The sequence below is a fragment of the Rhodovulum sulfidophilum DSM 1374 genome, from assembly GCF_001633165.1.
GTDB lineage: Bacteria > Pseudomonadota > Alphaproteobacteria > Rhodobacterales > Rhodobacteraceae > Rhodovulum > Rhodovulum sulfidophilum.
The window spans coordinates 1841868-1857275 of record NZ_CP015418.1 but is presented as its reverse complement, the minus strand read 5'-3'; the positions used below and the strand labels follow the sequence as shown (position 1 = coordinate 1857275).

Genomic DNA, 15408 nt, shown 5'->3' with positions numbered 1-15408 from the left:
GCATGGCGGAGAAGGACACCAAGAAGCCGTTCGATATCGGGCTCCTCGCGGCAGGTCGCCGCGGCGGGCTGTCCCGGATCGAGATCGGCGCCGGGCTGCTGAGCCTGGTCTGGCTCGGCCTGTCGGTCGCGGTTCTGGCCGGGTCGGACACGGCCGGCGAGGATGGCGCGCTCGGCACCGTGGTCGCGGTTCTGGCCGTGACGATGCCGGTCGGGCTGATCTGGGTCGTGGCCCAGGGCGCGCGCGCCGCAAGGACGCTGCGCGAGGAGGCGGCACGGCTGCAGGCGGCGGCCGATGCGCTGCGGCTTGCCTATCTGCACCAGCAGCAGGGCCCGGGCCCGGACAGCCGCCCCTCGATGGAAAAGCGCATCGAGGATCTGGCCCGCGCCCAGCGCGAAACCCAGGACGCGATCGCCACATTCGCCACCCGGCGCGACCGCGCCACCGAAACCGCCGATGCGCCGGTCTCGGTCGAGGCCCAGCCGCCCGGCGCGCCCGCTGCCCGCCCGGCCAGGACCGCCTCCGATCCGCAGCCGAGCCTCGCGCTCGACGGCCCTGTCGAGGATGTTCCGCCACTGACCACCGAGGAATTCGTGCGGGCGCTGAACTTCCCCGAGAACACCGCGGACCGGGCCGGGTTCCGGGCGCTGCGCCGCGCGCTCGACGATCGCATCGCTGCCAAGCTGGTGCGCTCTGCCCAGGACATCCTGACCCTTCTCAGCGAGGAAGGGATCTACATGGACGACCTGCAGCCCGACCGCGCCCGTCCCGAGATCTGGCGCCGCTTTGCCCAGGGCGAACGCGGGCTGCCGGTTTCGGCCCTGGGCGGCGTGCGCGACCGCTCCTGCCTGGCGCTGACCGCGGCGCGGATGAAGAAGGACCCGATCTTCCGCGACGTCGCGCATCACTTCCTGCGCCAGTTCGATCGGATCCTGGTCGAATTCGAGCAGGCTGCCAGCGATCAGGATCTCAACGATCTGGCCGAGACCCGCACCGCCCGCGCCTTCATGCTGCTCGGCCGCGTCACCGGCATGTTCGGCTGAGCGCGGCCCCGGCCCGCAGAAGCCCGGGCGCGGCGGTCCCGAGGATCCATCCTTCCTCGGCCAGATCCGGTACAGACGGCACGCCCAGCAGGGCATCCGTGTCCTCGGCCGCCAGCACCGCCCCGGCCATCAGCCGCACCTGAACCTCATCGGGGATCTGTCCGGGCCGCGCGGCCAGCGCCTCGGCCACCTCCGGGCCGATCATCGCCGGATAGATCTCGGCCAGAGTGAGCGGTGCCTCTTCCGTATCAAACGGCCAGACCGCCAGATCGGCTCCGAACCGCTGTGCCAGTCGGTGCAGCATCGGCAGCCCGACCAGCACCTGCGAGCCGACCGCGCCCGCACCGTAAAGCTGCCAGACGCTCTTGACCGCCCGACCCGGGCCGCCCCGGTCGCGCAGCACATGCTCGACCCGGCGATGCCGGGCAAAGCCCGGCACGGCGTTCGCCCTCCAGAAGATCCGCAAGCGCCGCCTCGGCCGTGGCGCGGGTGCGGAAATAGGCCGTCGCGGTCGTCCAGCCCTGGCGCGCGACCGCGATCCAGATCGCGTCAGAGGAGGGCCGCGCCGGAGAACGGCCCGAGCGGGCCGACCAGTCGGCCATGATGACGGTATCGAGCCCGCTCATCGCAGCGCGGCCCCGGCCGCCGCCAGATCCTCGGCGGTGTTGATGTTGAAGAACGGATCGGGGCCGGGACCGGTCGCAAACTCGGCCAGGGCCGCGCCGCGTGCCGCCCCGAAGGCGCCAAGCTTGCGCAGCCCGCCTGCCAGCTCGGCGGCCAGCTCGTCCCGAAGCGCCACCGGCCAGAGCGCCGCCGTCGGATGGCGCCGCCCGCCGCTGGCCGCCATCGCCATGCCCGCCGTCCCGGCCGTCTCAACCGCCAGCAGCAGGCGCGGCACCAGATCGCAGGGCAGGAAGGGCGTGTCGACGGCCGCCGTCACCAGCCAGTCGGCGCCCCCCGCCCCGGCCCAGTCGAGCCCCGCCAGCACGCCCGCAAGCGGCCCCAGATCGCCGGGCGGCGGGTCGGGCAGAACGGCATCCTCGCGCGCCAGCCCGGCGGCGCGATAGGCCGCCTCGGGACCGTTCGCGCTCAGCGCCAGCCGCTCGACCTGCGGCCCCAGCCGTCCGGCGGCGCGCTCAAGCAGGGTCTCGCCGCCAAGCCGCAGCAAAGCCTTGTCGACACCGCCGAGGCGGCGGCCCTGCCCGCCTGCCAATATCGTTCCGAAGATCCGCATTCCGCCTCCGGTTTTGCGATTGCATCCGGTCCGTCGGCACCTTACGCCCGACGGATCTGCCGCAAGATTAGTCCGCCGCCATGCCCGCCTCCACCCGGAAATCCGCCTATCTCACCGGCCTGACCCAGGGCACGCCCTTCCTTCTGATAATCGTGCCCTTCGCGCTGCTGTTCGGCGTCGTGGCAACCGAGGCCGGGCTTGCCCTGCCCGAGGTGATGGGCTTCTCGGTGGTGGTGGTCGCGGGCGCGGCACAGTTCTCGGCGGTCCAGCTGATGGCCGAGAACGCCCATGCCGCCGTCATCATCCTGACCGCGCTGGCGGTGAACATGCGGATGGCGATGTATTCGGCCTCGCTGACGCCCTATCTCGGGCCAGCACCGCTCTGGCAGCGGGCGCTGGTGGCCTATTCGCTGTTCGACCAGACCTATGCCGTCGCGCATGCCCGCTATGAGGCGCGCCCCGAAATGGGCGTGGCCGAGCGGATCGCCTTCTATGCCGGGGCGGCCACGCCGCTGCTGCCCACCTGGTACGGCATGACCCTGGTCGGCGCCCTTGTCGGGCGCAGCATCCCGCCGGAATTCGCGCTCGATTTCGCGCTGCCGATCACCTTCCTCGCGATGGTCGCCCCGGCGCTGCGCACGCCGGCCCATGTCGCGGCCGCAGGCAGCTCGGTCGCGCTGGCACTGGTCTTCGCCGGGCTGCCCTACAATCTGGGGCTCATGATCGCGGCGGTCGCGGGCATGGCGGTCGGGGCCGAGATCGAACGCCGGATGGGAGCGCGCTAGATGGACTGGAGCATCGCAGAGACCTGGGCGATCATCGTCGCGCTCGGGATCGGCACCTTCCTGTTGCGGTTTTCCTTCCTCGGCGCGATGGGCGGGCGGCAGTTGCCGGACTGGCTGCTGCGCCATCTGCGCTACACGCCGGTGGCGGTGCTGCCCGCGCTGGTCGCGCCCGCCGTGGCCTGGCCGGAGGCCACCGGCGGCGACCCCGATCCGGCCCGGCTGGCCGCGGCCTTCGTCACCGTCGCGGTCGGCTGGTGGCGGAAATCGGTGATCGCCGCGATCTGCGCTGGCGCGGCCACGCTTTACGCCATGCTGTTCCTCCTGGGCTGAGCGCCCCGGGCGGCGCGGCGCAAAACCGCCGCCGCGCCACTCCGATCTTGACGCTCGGGGTCCTGGGGCTCGGGGCCTCAGCGGCCCTCGGCGATCCCCTCGACCAGCTTGTCGAACCGGGCGCGCTGCTGTTCGCGCAGCAGCTCTTCGTGTTCGTCCGGATCGTCATCGTAGATCTTGCGGGTGGTGACGCCGGGCAGCTTGCCGAAAGCCTCCATCACCTTGATCGGCCGGAGCGTATGCGGGATGCTCTCGAAGCCCGGCAGCCGGTTCAGCACATCGCTGGTCGAGCGGGCGCACATCGCCTTGGGCACCGCGCCATAGCCCTCGACGATACGCAGCGCCTGCTCGGCCAGTTCGGGCGAGACCTGCAGGGTCTGCTCGACCACGTGATAGGTCTCGCGGGCATGGTAGTCGATGTAGAAGTCCAGCATCGTCGGCGTGATGCCGTAGATCACGTCATTGCGCTCGGGGGCCAAGCGGTGCCACCAGCTTCCGGCCGGGTCGAATATCACCCGCTGGCTGGCATTGATCAGCAGCGCGGAATGGCCACCCGCGCCCGAGCGGTTGTTGACCATGGTGTAAAGCGTGATCGAGGGCGGGGCCTTGTCGCGATAGGCGGCGCGGGCGACATCCTCGTCAGGCGCCCAGACGGGCTGGGCGCCGCAGCCGAGCAGGAACAGCGGAAGCAGACAGGCGATCAGGAAACGGAACATGGTGGAAAAGACCGGAAATGGGCGGCACGTCCCGGAGGACCGGAGCATGCGGCAGATGAGGGAAGGACAAGCGGGGAATGTCGCGCGCGCCACGGCATTCCGACAGGCGCACCGCGCCGGTACAAGAAGCTGCCATGCCCGCGAAGTCCCCTGCCTGCCCGCTGCGCGGCACCCTAGTCGAGCGGCGCGCGGCTGTCACCTCGAAGCCGGGCGCGGGCCGCATCGCGGCGGCGCGGCGTGGCATTCCGCCCACGCCTGCTTTCCCGCCGGGGCTCAGGCCGCCCCGCTCCTGCGGTAAAGCCAGGCGCCGTCCGGCCGCCGCCGCCGGGTCGCGCGGCCCGTCAGGTAGAGGTGATTGAGATGGCCGACCGCCTCGGCCAGCGCGAGCCCGTATTCGGCCGTGCCGATCTCGCGCCGGTAGAGCACCCCGAAACAGTCGCAGGCGGTGCGCTCTTCGGCCAAGGCCTCGAGCAGCCGCGCCAGCGCGCCGTGATGGTTCTCGATCAGCTGCACCAGACGGGTCGGCAGGCCGGTGAAGGGCAGCTTGTGGCCCGGCAGCACCAGATGATCCTCGCGCGCATGGGCGGCAAGGCGGGTACAGCTGTCCAGCCAGCCCGCGACCGGATCGTTCAGCGGCTCGGTGGCATAGACCCCGAGATTGGGCGAGATCGAGGACAGAAGCTGATCGCCGCCGATCACCAGCCCGTCGTCGCGGCTCCAGAGCGTGACATGGTCAGGCGCATGCCCGTCGCCCAGCCGCACATCCCAGTCGCGCCCGCCCGCGCGGATCCGGTCGCCCTCGGCCAGCGCGCGGAAGCCCAGCGGCATCGGCGCCACCACATCGGCGAAGTTGAACGGCCGCTCGGCCGCGCGCTCGGCCAGAAGCGCCGGATCCATCCCGGCCCCGCGGTAGAAATCGAGCGTCTCGGGCCGCGGCCGCGGCTGTTCGTCAAGCGTCAGCATCCGCGCGAACAGCCAGGCGGTGCGGCTGGTCCAGAGCTCGGCCCCGGCCTCGGCCTGGAACCAGCCCGCAAGCCCGACATGGTCGGGATGGTGATGGGTCAGGATCACCCGCTCGACCGGGCGCCCGCCCAGCGGCCCGGCCAGCAGCGCGGCCCAGATCCCGCGGCTGCGGCCGGTCGACAGCCCGGTATCGACCAGCGTCCAGCCCTGCCCCTCGTCGAGGGCGAAGACATTGACATGCTTCAGCGGCGAGGGCAGCGGCAGCCGCATCCAGAGCACGCCCTCGGCAATCTCGACCGCCTCGCCCTCCTCGGGCGGCAGATCGAACGGGGTCCGGACCGGGGCGAAGCGTCCGTCCCTCACGCCGAGAGGGCCGCGTCGGACAGCTCGTAAAGGTCGCCCGCGCCGGCCCGGGCCGCCGCCAGCGCCGAGGCATGCTCGGGCAGCATCCGGCGGATGAAGACCCGCGCCAGGGCACTGCGCGGCCCCTCGCCGCCCTCGGCCAGCGCCGCCTTCAGGTGCAGATGGGCGCCCAGAACCCGGGCCCAGGCGCGCAGGAAGGGCACCGCCCCGGCAAAGCGGTCGGTCATCTCCCGGGTCAGCATCCATTCGGTCGCCTCGCGCAGGGCCTCGGCCGCGGTCCAGAGATCGCCCGCGAGATCCGGGAAGGCCTCGCGCGCGGCTTCGGCGGTCTGCTCGACCTCTTCCAGAAGCCGCCAGGCGGCCTCGCCGCCATCGCCGAGCTTGCGCCCGACCAGATCCATCGCCTGGATGCCGTTGGTGCCCTCGTAGATCGCCGTCACGCGGACGTCGCGCAGATATTGCGCGGCCCCGGTTTCCTCGATGAAGCCCATGCCGCCATGGACCTGCACCCCCTGCTGGGCGACCTCCATGCCGACCTCGGTGCCCCAGGCCTTGATGATCGGGGTCAGGAAGGCCGCGCGCGCGGCCCAGTCGGGCTCGCCGCTGGCCTCGGCCATGTCGGCCGCGACCGCGCAGGACAGCGCGATGGCCCGGGCGGCGAAGATCTCGGCCTTCATCCCCGCCAGCATCCGGCGCACATCGGCATGGCCGATGATCGGCCCGTCGCCCATCGGCGTCGGGCCCTGCCGGCGTTCGCCCGCATAGGCGAGGGCCTGCTGGAACGCGGCCTCGGCCACACCGACGCCCTGGGCGCCGACCCCGAGCCGGGCATTGTTCATCATCGTGAACATCCCCGCCATGCCCTTGTTGGGCGCGCCCACCATCCAGCCGGTGGCGCCGTCGAACTCCATCAGCGCGGTCGGGCTGCCATGCAGCCCCAGCTTGTGTTCGAGGCTGACGACCTTCACGCCATTGGCCACGCCCGGCCGCCCGTCCGCATCGGGCAGGTTGCGCGGCACCAGAAACAGGCTGATCCCCCTTGTGCCCTCGGGCGCGTCGGGCAGACGTGCCAGAACCAGATGGATCACGTTCTCCATGAAATCCGCATCGCCCCAGGTGATGTAGACCTTCTGGCCGGTGACCGCATAGGTGCCGTCACCATTGGGCACCGCCCGGGTCTTGAGCGCGCCCACATCCGAGCCCGCCTGCGCCTCGGTCAGGTTCATCGTGCCCGACCAGTCGCCCGCGATCAGCCTGGGCAGATACAGCGCCTGGATCTCGTCGCTGGCATGGTGGCACAGCGCCTCGATCTGGCCCTGGGTCAGAAGCGGGTTCAGCTGCAGCGACAGGCAGGCGCCGCTCATCATGTCGTTGACCGCGGTCGACAGGGCCGTCGGCAGCCCCATCCCGCCATGTTCGGGCGGCGCCGACAGCGCGACCCAGCCGCCCTCGGCGATGGCCCGGTAGCCCTCGGCATAGCCGGGCGAGGTCCGGACCACGCCGTTTTCCAGCCGCGCCGGATGCAGGTCCCCGGGCCGTTGCAGCGGCGCCAGCACCTCGTCGCAGAGCCGCCCCGCGCCGTCGAGGATCGCGGCGGTGACATCGTCCGTGGCCTCGGCGAAACGCTCGGTGGCCACGACATCGGGCAGGCCCGCGACATGCTCGAGAATGAACCGGAATTCCGCTACCGGAGCACGATATGCCATGGCTGTCTCCTTTGTCACCGCTTGCCGGGATCGTTTTGCGGCTGTATCTGACCGCCTGTTTCCTGGGCAGAAGGTAACCGAACGCCTCGTCCCATCAAGCGCAAACGCAACGTAAGGGACCCCGAGATGAGCGCCGAATTGCTGAGACCCGATACAGAGGGACTGGCCCGGGCCGCGACCCTGCTGGCCGAGGGGCGGCTGGTGGCGCTGCCCACGGAAACCGTCTACGGGCTTGGCGCCGATGCCCGCAACGACCGCGCGGTGGCGCAGATCTTCGAGGCCAAGGGGCGGCCGCGCTTCAATCCGCTGATCGTGCATCTGCCCGACCTCGCGGCGGCCCGGCATCTGGCGGTCTTTTCCGACGCCGCGCTGCGGCTGGCCGAGGCGTTCTGGCCCGGCGCGCTGACGCTGGTGCTGCCGCTTCGCCCCGGGCACGGGCTGTCGCCGCTGGTCAGCGCGGGGCTGCCGACGGTGGCGCTGCGGGTGCCCGACCATCCGGTCGCGCAGGGCGTGCTTTCGGCCTTCGGCGGTCCGGTCGCCGCGCCCTCGGCCAATGTCTCGGGCGCGGTCAGCCCGACCCGCTCCGATCACGTGATCGAGGGGCTCGGACAGCGGATCGCCGCGGTGGTCGAGGGCGGCGCCTGCCCGGTCGGCGTCGAATCGACGATCCTTGGCCTGTCCGCCGATGACGGCGCGGCGCCGGTCCTGCTCCGGCCGGGCGGGCTGCCCACGGAGGCGATCGAGGCCTGCCTGGGCCAGCCGCTTGCCGTCCGGGACGAAAGCGCCGCGATCAGCGCGCCGGGCCAGCTCGGCTCGCATTACGCCCCGGGCGCCCGTGTCGTTCTGAACGCCGCGACGCCGCCCGAACAGGGGCTCTGGCTTGGCTTCGGCCCCGATTGTCCGGGCGCGGCGCTGAACCTGTCGCCCTCGGGCGATCTGGTCGAGGCCGCGGCGGCGCTGTTCCACGCGCTGCGCCAGCTCGACGCCCGGGCCGCCCCGTCGGAGGTCATCGCCGTCGCCCCCATCCCCGAGAAGGGCCTTGGCCGCGCCATCAATGACCGGCTCCGCCGCGCGGCCGCGCCGCGTCCGGACCAGAGCGCGCCCTGAACGCAGCGGGAATGAAAGCCTGCGCGCGCCGGGATCGGGGCTGAGGGATCAGGCCCGCCCGGCGGCAGAGGACAGGACCAGCGGGTCGATGCCCATGGCCCGCAGGGCGCGTTCCCATTTCAGGGCATCGGCGCCGTCGAAGACCAGCCCGGGCTTGGCGTCGCAGGTCAACCAGCCATTCTGGAGGATCTCGCCCTCGAGCTGACCCGGCCCCCAGCCGGCATAGCCGAGCGCCAGCAGGGATTCGGCAGGACCGTCGCCCTGGGCGATGGCCTCTAGAATGTCGAGCGTGGCGGTCATGCCGAACTCGGAATCGACCCGCAGCGTGGTGTCGCGGTTGGTCCGGTAATCGCCCGAATGCAGCACAAACCCCCTTGCATGCTCGACCGGTCCGCCGAAATGCACCCGGATATCCTGCGACTCGGGGCTGCGAACGATCTCGAGCTGGTCGAGCAGGTCGGAAAACGAAATCTCGCTGAGCGGCTTGTTGACGATAAGCCCCATCGCGCCCTCGTCGGAATGGGCGCATAGATAGACCACGCTTCGCTCGAAACGCGGGTCGCCCATGCCGGGCATCGCGATCAGGAGCTTGCCTCCAAGCTGCATCGGGTCCCTTCCATTCGCCTGTCCGGTCCAGCATGTGCCGCCGCCCCCGCGGACGCAAGGGCAAGGAAAGCGAATTCCGGCGGGCTCTCGCCGCTTTGTGATTCCGCCCCGGCCGCGGAACGCCTATCTTCTGCGCCATGGCAAGACATCTTTTCGCTTCCCGCGCCGCCGCCCTGATGCTCGCGGCCTTCGCCGCAACCACGACTGCGACCGCGCCGCCCCCGGTCGCGGCCGGCACCGCTGCCCGGCAGGACGGCGTGCTGCAGGCAGAGATCCTGCCGGGCTGGCAGACCGCGCACGGCACCTACATGGCGGGGCTGCATCTGCGCCTCGCCCCGGGCTGGAAAACCTACTGGCGCGCGCCCGGCGATGCCGGCATCCCGCCCAGCTTCGACTGGCGCGGATCGGCGAATCTGGCGGCGGTGAAAATTCACTGGCCCAGACCGCGGGTGTTCTCGTCGAACGGGATCCGCAGCATCGGCTATGTCGCGGACGTGGTGCTGCCGATCGAGCTGACGCCCGCCGATCCGGAACGCCCGATGGAGCTGCGCGCCCGGATCGATCTGGGGGTCTGCCAGGATATCTGCATGCCGATGGAGCTGCGGCTCGACCGGCGGCTGCCGGATGCAGGCCCGGCCGAACCGATCCGCGCGGCCCTCGCCAGCCAGCCTCTCGACGCCCGCACCGCGCGGGTCGGGCGGGTCACCTGCGAGGTCGCGCCGATCTCCGACGGGCTGCGGCTGACCGCACGGATCGAGGTGCCGCCGCTCGGCGACACCGAAACCGCCGTGTTCGAGCTGCCCGACCCGACGATCTGGGTAAGCCAGACCGAGCTCGCGCGTCAGGGCGGGACGCTGGTCGCGCGCTCGGACATGGTTCCGGCCGATGGCACCCCCTTCGCGCTGGACCGCTCGGCCCTCCGGATCACGCTTCTGGGCCAGGACCGCGCCATCGACATCCGGGGCTGCGACGCCGCGCGCTGACATCGGCGCGCCGATGGGCCCTGCCCTGTCGACGCGCCCTATCGATCCGGCGCGCCTGGCAGGCGCGACGGCCGGGACAGGGCCCAGGCCGCCAGCGCAACCAGCCCGCCACCGGCCAGGAACAGGATCAGGCCCGCCGCCGCCGCCGAAACCGCCCCGAGCGGCGGCAGCACCGCCAGCAGGATCGCGGGCAGCCGCCCGGTCGCAAGCACCGGCAGCAGCGTCGCGGCGAAGACCGCGGCCAGCGCCAGGGCTATGACGGCAGGGACAGGCAGCGCCCGACGCCCGCGGCGACCCAGCGCGCGGCGCAGCGCCCGCAGGGCCTGCCCGACATCCTGCCCGATCGCCAGCAGGGAAGGCACCACCAGAAGCACCAGCCCGACCCCGAAGCCGAGCCCGTAGACCAGCGTGATCACCGTCGGCTTGAGGAACTGCGCCTGCTGCGAGGTCTCGAACAGAAGCGGCGCCAGCCCCAGCACCGTGGTCAGCGTCGTCAGCAGCACCGGCCGCAGCCGGTCGGCCGCGGCATCGACGATGGCAGGCACCAGTGCCCGTCTTTCGGCATATTCATCGACCGTCCCGACCAGCACGATGGAATCGTTGATGATGATGCCGGTCATCCCGATCAGCCCGACCACGGTGAACATCGACAGCGGCACATCCCAATGCGCATGGCCCCAGATCGCGCCGACCAGCCCGAAGGGGACGATTGCCATCACCGCCAGCGGCCGGCTCCAGCTGGAGAAGATCCAGGCCAGCACCAGGTAGATCCCGACAAGGCACAGCCCGAAGCCAAGCCGCGCATCGGCGAGAAAGTCCCGTTCCTGTTCCGACAGCCCGCCCAGCCGCCAGGACACGCCCAGATCGCGCTCGATCCCGGGCAGGATCGCGTCTTTCAGCTCGGCCGAGATCTCGGCAGCGCGCGCCGGGTCGTCCTCGGACAGATCGCCGGTGACCGTGACCACCCGCAGCCCGTTTTCGCGCCGGACCGAGGAAAACCCGGTCCGGCGCTCGACCGTGACCAGATCGGCCAGCGGCAGGTAGACACCCTGGGGGCTGCGCACCTGCAGGCGGTCGAGGAAATCGGCGGTCAGCTCGGCCTCGGGCAGCTCGACCCGGATCGTGGCCGAACGCGGGCCCTCGGGATAGGTCGCGGCCTCGATCCCGTTGATGCGGTGGCGCAGCACCCGGCCCAGATCCTCGATCGTGAAGCCCAGCGCCGTGCCCTGGGCGGTCAGGTCCAAGACCGCCTCTTCCTTGTCATAGGCCAGGCTGTCTTCCAGCGCCGAGACCTCGCCAAAGCGCGACAGCTCGGTCTTCAGCCGCTCGGCCGCGGCCTTCAGCACCCGCGCCTCGGCACCGAAGAATTCGACATCGAGTGCATCGCCCCCCGGCCCGGCCCGCCAGCTGCGGAAACTGAGGCTTTCCACCTTGGGATGGGGCCGCACCTCGTCCTGCAGCGCGCGCACGAAGTCGAAGGAGGAATAGGGCCGGGCATCGGCATCGATCAGTTCAAGCGAGATCGCCCCCAGAAGGTCCGGGTCCTTGATCTCGGCCCCGGCCAGCCCGCGCCCGGCATTGCCGCCCATCTCGGCCAGCGCATAGGTCACCGGGTCGGTGCCGTATCGGGCTGCATAGCGCGCACCGACCGCCGCGGCCGCGCGCTGCAGCTCGGCCATCATCGCGGCGGTATCGGCCCGCTCCGCGCCCGAGAGCATCATGAAATTGCCGCTGACAGAGCGCTCTTCGGGGGCGTTGAAGAAGCGCCAGGGCACATCGCCCCGGATCACCGCCGCCACCTGCACCGCCAGCAGCAGCAGACAGCCCGCCATCACCGGATAGCGGCCCCGGATCACCAGCCGCATCAGGCGGCGGAACGGGCCTTCGCGGAACCGCCGGAACCCCCGGTTGAACTGGCGCGACGGCCAGTCATACCAATGCTCCCTCGCCGAATGGGCCAGCGCATGGACCATGTGATTGGGCAGGATCAGGAAGCATTCCAGCAGCGAGGCGGTCAGCACCGCGATCACGGTGAAGGGAATATCGGCGATCAGATGCCCCATGCGCCCGCCGATCACCACCAGCGCATAGAAGGCGACGATGGTGGTCAGCGTCGCCGAAAAGACCGGCGCGGCCATCCGGCGGGCGGCATTCTCGGCGGCCAGGACCGGCGGCTCGCCCAGATGGCGGGCGCGGAAATCGGCATGCTCGCCCACCACGATGGCGTCGTCCACGACGATCCCGAGGGTGATGATCAGCGCGAAAAGCGAGATCATGTTGATCGTCAGCCCGGCCGCGAACATCAGCGCGGCGGTGGCCAGCATGGCGACCGGAATGCCCGCCGCCACCCAGAAGGCGGTGCGCGCGTTCAGAAACAGGAACAACAGCCCCAGCACCAGCCCGAGCCCCATCAGCCCGTTGCCGAGCAGGATGTCGAGCCGCCCGGCGATATAATCGGCCTGGGTCTGGATCAGGTCGATGCGCACGCCCTCGGGCAGCGACGGCGTCATCCCGGCCACGACGGCGCGCACCCCGGCCTCCATCTCGATGGCGTCGCCCCGGTCCGAGCGGTCGACCCGGAGCGAGATCGCCGGGTGGGGGCCGACGAAATAGGCGCGCTCGCGATCCGCGCCCTCGACCCGGACATGGGCCAGATCGCCCACCGTCAGCTTGGAACCGTCCGGGTAGGAGCGCAGCACGACGCCGGCGATGCTGGCCGCGCTGCGCTTCTCGACCCCGGTCCGGACCCTCGTATTGCCGCCCGAGACATCGCCCGCGGGCGCGGTCTCGGCCTCGGCGGCCAGCACGGCGGCAATCTCGGCCATGGTGATGTCATGCCGCATCAACTCGATCGAGGGCACCTCGACCAGCGTTTCGGGCGCGGCGAGGCCCCGGATCGTGGTGCGGGTGATGCCCGCGGCGAACAGCCGGTCGACCAGCTCGTCGGTCAGCCGCCCGAGCTGGTCCACCGCGACCGGGCCGGTGATCACCACATCGGTCACCCGGTCGCGCCAGGCGCCGCGGGTCACCTCGGGTTCCTCGGTCTCCTCGGGCAGGTCGGTTTCGGCATCGACCGCGGCCTGCACGTCATTGGTGGCACGCGCCATGTCCCAGCCGGGCTCGAAATCGAGGGTGATGGTGGCAAGCCCCTCGAGCGATTGCGAGGTGGTCTCTTCCACCCCCTCGACCGCGCGCAGCTCGGGTTCAAGGAGCTGCACGATCCCGGCATCGACCTCCTCGGGCCCCGCCCCCTCCCAGATCACCGAGACCGAGACCGTCTCGACGATCACGTCGGGGAAGAACTGCGCCCGCATCCGCGGCGCAGAGAAAAGCCCGGCCACGATCAGCAGCAGCAACAACAGGTTCGCCGCCGTCCGGTGGCGGGTGAAATAGGACAGAAGCCCGCCCGCGGCGCTGGCGACCCGGCCCGGCACCGGCCTAGCCCCCCATCCGGGTTTCAAGCCGTTCGACCAGTTGCGCGGGCACCAGCGGCCGGTCGAGCTGGGCCCGGATCCGGGCGCGCGCCTCCTGCGGCAGGGCCGGGCTGGTCTCGACGAAGGCGATCAGCGCGGCGCGGCGTTCGGGGCTGAGCTCGACCGTCGCCTCGGTCGCGGCCTCGGTTTCGGCGGCGGCCCCCGGACGCAACGGGCGCACCTTGATCCCAGCCCCCAGAAGCGGCGAGCGTTCGGCCACCGCCTCGTGCCCCGCAAGCTCCGGCGCGCGGATGATCACCCGGTCGCCCTCGCGGCGCAACAGCGTCACCGGCACCGAGACCAGCCGGTCCCCGGCGTCCAGCACCAGGATCTCGCCCGCCGCGTCAAGCGCGCTTGCGGGCAGGACCATGACATCGTCCAGCGCGGGTTCCTCGACCCGAAGCGTCACGAAATCGCCCGGCCGAAAGCCCGGGGCGGCCTCGAGCCGGGCATAGACCAGCCGCCCGACCTGATCCTCGGGCACCGCGCCGCTTTCGCGCGACAGCACCCCCCGCGCGGTCAGGTTGGCCCCGTAGACATCGAGCGTCACCGTCACCGGCAGCGGCCGCAACGCGCCCCCGTCGTCGAGCAGGCGGCTGAACTCGGCGGTCGAGACCCGCACCCCCGCCTCGAGCTCCGAGACGTCGATCAGGTCGGCCACCCGTTCATTGGCCCCGACCAGCCCGCCCTCGACCAGGCTCACATCGATCAGCGTGCCGGAAAAGGCCGCGCGCAGCTCGGTATCGGCCAGCGCCCGTTCGGCATCGGCCAACGCGATCCGGGCCCGGGCCAGCGCGGTGGTGGCGGTCTCGAGCCCGATCTCGGCCTGGGCCAGGGCCTGGCGCCGGGACACCACCGCCTGATCGGCGGCGGCGGCGGTCAGTTCGGCCTCCTCGACCGCGGCATCGGTGCCGACACCGCGCCCGCGCAGGTCCTTCTGGCGCCCCAGCGCCTTCTGCCGCAACCCGGCCTGAAGCTCGGTCGCGGCCAGCTCGTCATGGGCCAGCTCCAGCCGCTTTTCGGCATCGCGCAGCTCGGCCTCGGACTGGCTCAGATCGGCCCGCGCCAGATCCCGGGCCGAGGTCGCATCGGCCGGATCGACCCGCAGCAGCAGATCGCCCGCCGCGACCCGCCCGCCCTCCTCGAAGGCGGGATGCAGGTAGACCACCCGGCCGCTGGCCTCGGCCCGAAGCTCGAGGCTCCGGCGCGAGCGGATCTCGCCGAAGGCAGTCAGCTCTGGCGTCACGGTCCGGGGATGAAGCGGGATCACATTGACGGAAAAGACCCGCTCGGCGGAGGGCGGGGCCTTGGGCCGGGCGGCCAGGCGCGCGTCAATGGCCGATCGCAGCGTGGCCGCGGCATAAGCCAGCAGCCCAAGCGTCAGGGCCAGCAGAAACAGCCCCGTGAGGCTGCGGCGGAGGAAACGCATCGAACCGTCCTTTCCCGTCGCATCGGGTCGCAAGGCCACAGGTCGCGGCACCACCGGTCGCGGCCTCCGGCGTCAGATCTGCCCGAACCTCCGCGACGGGGCTCGCATTCCCTACGTCGGCTACACCTATTTCCGTCGCCGGTGTTCGTCGAGTCGCGGAAAGATCTCGACGAAATTGCAGGGCGGGTGGCGATAGTCGAGCTGATGCACCAGGATTTCGTCCCAGGCATCCTTGCAGGCGCCGGTGCTGCCCGGCAGCGCGAACAGGTAGGTGCCCTGCGCGACGCCCCCGGTGGCGCGGCTCTGCACCGCCGAGGTGCCGATCTTGCCGTAGGAGACCAGCGTGAACAGCGTCCCGAAGGCCTCGATCTCCTTCTCGTAGACATCGCGATGGGCCTCGACGGTGACGTCGCGCCCGGTCAGCCCGGTGCCCCCGGTCGAGATCACCACGTCGATCTCCGGATCGGCGCACCAGGCGCGAAGCTGCTCCGCGATCTCGGCACGCTCGTCCCTCAGGATCCTGCGGTCGGCCAGCACATGGCCCGCCGCCGCGATGCGGTCGGCCAGGGTCTTGCCGGACCGGTCCTCGTCAAGGCTGCGGGTATCCGAGACCGTGAGAACCGCGATCCGGACCGGCACGAAGGCCTTGCTGTCGTCGATGCCTGCCATG

14 protein-coding genes are annotated in these 15408 nt (G+C 71.3%); 5 read left to right on the top strand and 9 right to left on the bottom strand.

Annotation, left to right across the window (positions count from 1 at the left end; all coding sequences use genetic code 11):
• Positions 1-2: 2 nt before the first annotated feature.
• Positions 3-1043 carry a hypothetical protein gene (locus A6W98_RS08785; RefSeq protein WP_042460410.1) on the top strand — a complete coding sequence of 347 codons (1041 nt, stop codon included), beginning with the start codon at positions 3-5 and terminating at the stop codon, positions 1041-1043.
• On the opposite strand, the gene A6W98_RS08780 is transcribed toward A6W98_RS08785, so the two are convergent.
• Both A6W98_RS08780 and mobA read right to left on the bottom strand, forming a co-directional pair.
• Positions 1024-1509 carry a hypothetical protein gene (locus A6W98_RS08780; protein ID WP_052677986.1) on the bottom strand — a complete coding sequence of 162 codons (486 nt, stop codon included), beginning with the start codon at positions 1507-1509 and terminating at the stop codon, positions 1024-1026. The genes A6W98_RS08785 and A6W98_RS08780 overlap by 20 nt on opposite strands.
• Positions 1510-1665: 156 nt before the next feature.
• Positions 1666-2277 (bottom strand): molybdenum cofactor guanylyltransferase MobA, encoded by a 612-nt coding sequence (mobA, locus tag A6W98_RS08775; protein WP_042460407.1) that lies wholly within the window; start codon positions 2275-2277, stop codon positions 1666-1668.
• An 80-nt stretch (positions 2278-2357) separates the two neighbouring features.
• On the opposite strand from mobA, the gene A6W98_RS08770 reads away from it, so the two are divergent.
• Positions 2358-3062 carry an AzlC family ABC transporter permease gene (locus tag A6W98_RS08770; protein ID WP_042460404.1) on the top strand — a complete coding sequence of 235 codons (705 nt, stop codon included), beginning with the start codon at positions 2358-2360 and terminating at the stop codon, positions 3060-3062.
• Complete coding sequence (locus tag A6W98_RS08765; protein ID WP_042460401.1) at positions 3063-3392, top strand: AzlD domain-containing protein; 330 nt, start codon at positions 3063-3065, stop codon at positions 3390-3392.
• 77 nt (positions 3393-3469) lie between these two features.
• On the opposite strand, the gene A6W98_RS08760 is transcribed toward A6W98_RS08765, so the two are convergent.
• The 3 genes from A6W98_RS08760 to A6W98_RS08750 form a co-directional block, all read right to left on the bottom strand.
• Positions 3470-4108: a hypothetical protein gene (locus A6W98_RS08760; protein ID WP_042460398.1), complete on the bottom strand. Its 639-nt coding sequence runs from the start codon at positions 4106-4108 to the stop codon at positions 3470-3472.
• Positions 4109-4381: 273 nt separating this feature from the next.
• A complete protein-coding gene (locus tag A6W98_RS08755) occupies positions 4382-5434 on the bottom strand; it encodes an MBL fold metallo-hydrolase (RefSeq protein ID WP_042460395.1) in 1053 nt (350 codons plus the stop codon).
• The gene (locus A6W98_RS08750) at positions 5431-7140 is read right to left on the bottom strand and encodes an acyl-CoA dehydrogenase (RefSeq protein ID WP_042460393.1); all 1710 of its coding nucleotides are present in this window, start codon (positions 7138-7140) and stop codon (positions 5431-5433) included. Before A6W98_RS08750 ends, A6W98_RS08755 begins: the two co-directional genes overlap by 4 nt.
• Positions 7141-7266: 126 nt before the next feature.
• On the opposite strand from A6W98_RS08750, the gene A6W98_RS08745 reads away from it, so the two are divergent.
• A complete protein-coding gene (locus tag A6W98_RS08745; RefSeq protein ID WP_042460390.1) occupies positions 7267-8247 on the top strand; it encodes an L-threonylcarbamoyladenylate synthase in 981 nt (326 codons plus the stop codon).
• A 48-nt stretch (positions 8248-8295) separates the two neighbouring features.
• On the opposite strand, the gene A6W98_RS08740 is transcribed toward A6W98_RS08745, so the two are convergent.
• Positions 8296-8853 carry a YqgE/AlgH family protein gene (locus A6W98_RS08740; RefSeq protein WP_042460388.1) on the bottom strand — a complete coding sequence of 186 codons (558 nt, stop codon included), beginning with the start codon at positions 8851-8853 and terminating at the stop codon, positions 8296-8298.
• Positions 8854-8990: 137 nt separating this feature from the next.
• On the opposite strand from A6W98_RS08740, the gene A6W98_RS08735 reads away from it, so the two are divergent.
• Positions 8991-9836: a protein-disulfide reductase DsbD domain-containing protein gene (locus A6W98_RS08735; RefSeq protein WP_081251863.1), complete on the top strand. Its 846-nt coding sequence runs from the start codon at positions 8991-8993 to the stop codon at positions 9834-9836.
• A gap of 38 nt (positions 9837-9874) precedes the next feature.
• Here the strand turns inward: A6W98_RS08735 and A6W98_RS08730 are convergent, their stop codons facing one another.
• The 3 genes from A6W98_RS08730 to moaB all read right to left on the bottom strand — a co-directional run bounded on the left by A6W98_RS08730 (position 9875) and on the right by moaB (position 15407).
• The gene (locus tag A6W98_RS08730) at positions 9875-13270 is read right to left on the bottom strand and encodes an efflux RND transporter permease subunit (RefSeq protein WP_042460386.1); all 3396 of its coding nucleotides are present in this window, start codon (positions 13268-13270) and stop codon (positions 9875-9877) included.
• A 4-nt stretch (positions 13271-13274) separates the two neighbouring features.
• Positions 13275-14738, bottom strand: coding sequence for an efflux RND transporter periplasmic adaptor subunit (locus A6W98_RS08725; RefSeq protein WP_042460384.1), 1464 nt, complete (start codon positions 14736-14738; stop codon positions 13275-13277).
• A gap of 126 nt (positions 14739-14864) precedes the next feature.
• A complete protein-coding gene (moaB, locus tag A6W98_RS08720; protein WP_042460382.1) occupies positions 14865-15407 on the bottom strand; it encodes a molybdenum cofactor biosynthesis protein B in 543 nt (180 codons plus the stop codon).
• Position 15408: the final 1 nt, after the last annotated feature.

What these genes read in the sequence shown, in the direction of transcription:
- A6W98_RS08745 (WP_042460390.1), top strand. Translation starts at nt 7,267, where the DNA reads ATGAGCGCCGAATTGCTGAGACCCGATACAGAGGGACTGGCCCGGGCC.
- A6W98_RS08765 (WP_042460401.1), top strand. Translation starts at nt 3,063, where the DNA reads ATGGACTGGAGCATCGCAGAGACCTGGGCGATCATCGTCGCGCTCGGG.
- A6W98_RS08770 (WP_042460404.1), top strand. Translation starts at nt 2,358, where the DNA reads ATGCCCGCCTCCACCCGGAAATCCGCCTATCTCACCGGCCTGACCCAG.
- A6W98_RS08785 (WP_042460410.1), top strand. Translation starts at nt 3, where the DNA reads ATGGCGGAGAAGGACACCAAGAAGCCGTTCGATATCGGGCTCCTCGCG.
- A6W98_RS08735 (WP_081251863.1), top strand. Translation starts at nt 8,991, where the DNA reads ATGGCAAGACATCTTTTCGCTTCCCGCGCCGCCGCCCTGATGCTCGCG.
- A6W98_RS08740 (WP_042460388.1), bottom strand. Translation starts at nt 8,853, where the DNA reads ATGCAGCTTGGAGGCAAGCTCCTGATCGCGATGCCCGGCATGGGCGAC.
- A6W98_RS08760 (WP_042460398.1), bottom strand. Translation starts at nt 4,108, where the DNA reads ATGTTCCGTTTCCTGATCGCCTGTCTGCTTCCGCTGTTCCTGCTCGGC.
- A6W98_RS08725 (WP_042460384.1), bottom strand. Translation starts at nt 14,738, where the DNA reads ATGCGTTTCCTCCGCCGCAGCCTCACGGGGCTGTTTCTGCTGGCCCTG.
- A6W98_RS08750 (WP_042460393.1), bottom strand. Translation starts at nt 7,140, where the DNA reads ATGGCATATCGTGCTCCGGTAGCGGAATTCCGGTTCATTCTCGAGCAT.
- moaB (WP_042460382.1), bottom strand. Translation starts at nt 15,407, where the DNA reads ATGGCAGGCATCGACGACAGCAAGGCCTTCGTGCCGGTCCGGATCGCG.
- mobA (WP_042460407.1), bottom strand. Translation starts at nt 2,277, where the DNA reads ATGCGGATCTTCGGAACGATATTGGCAGGCGGGCAGGGCCGCCGCCTC.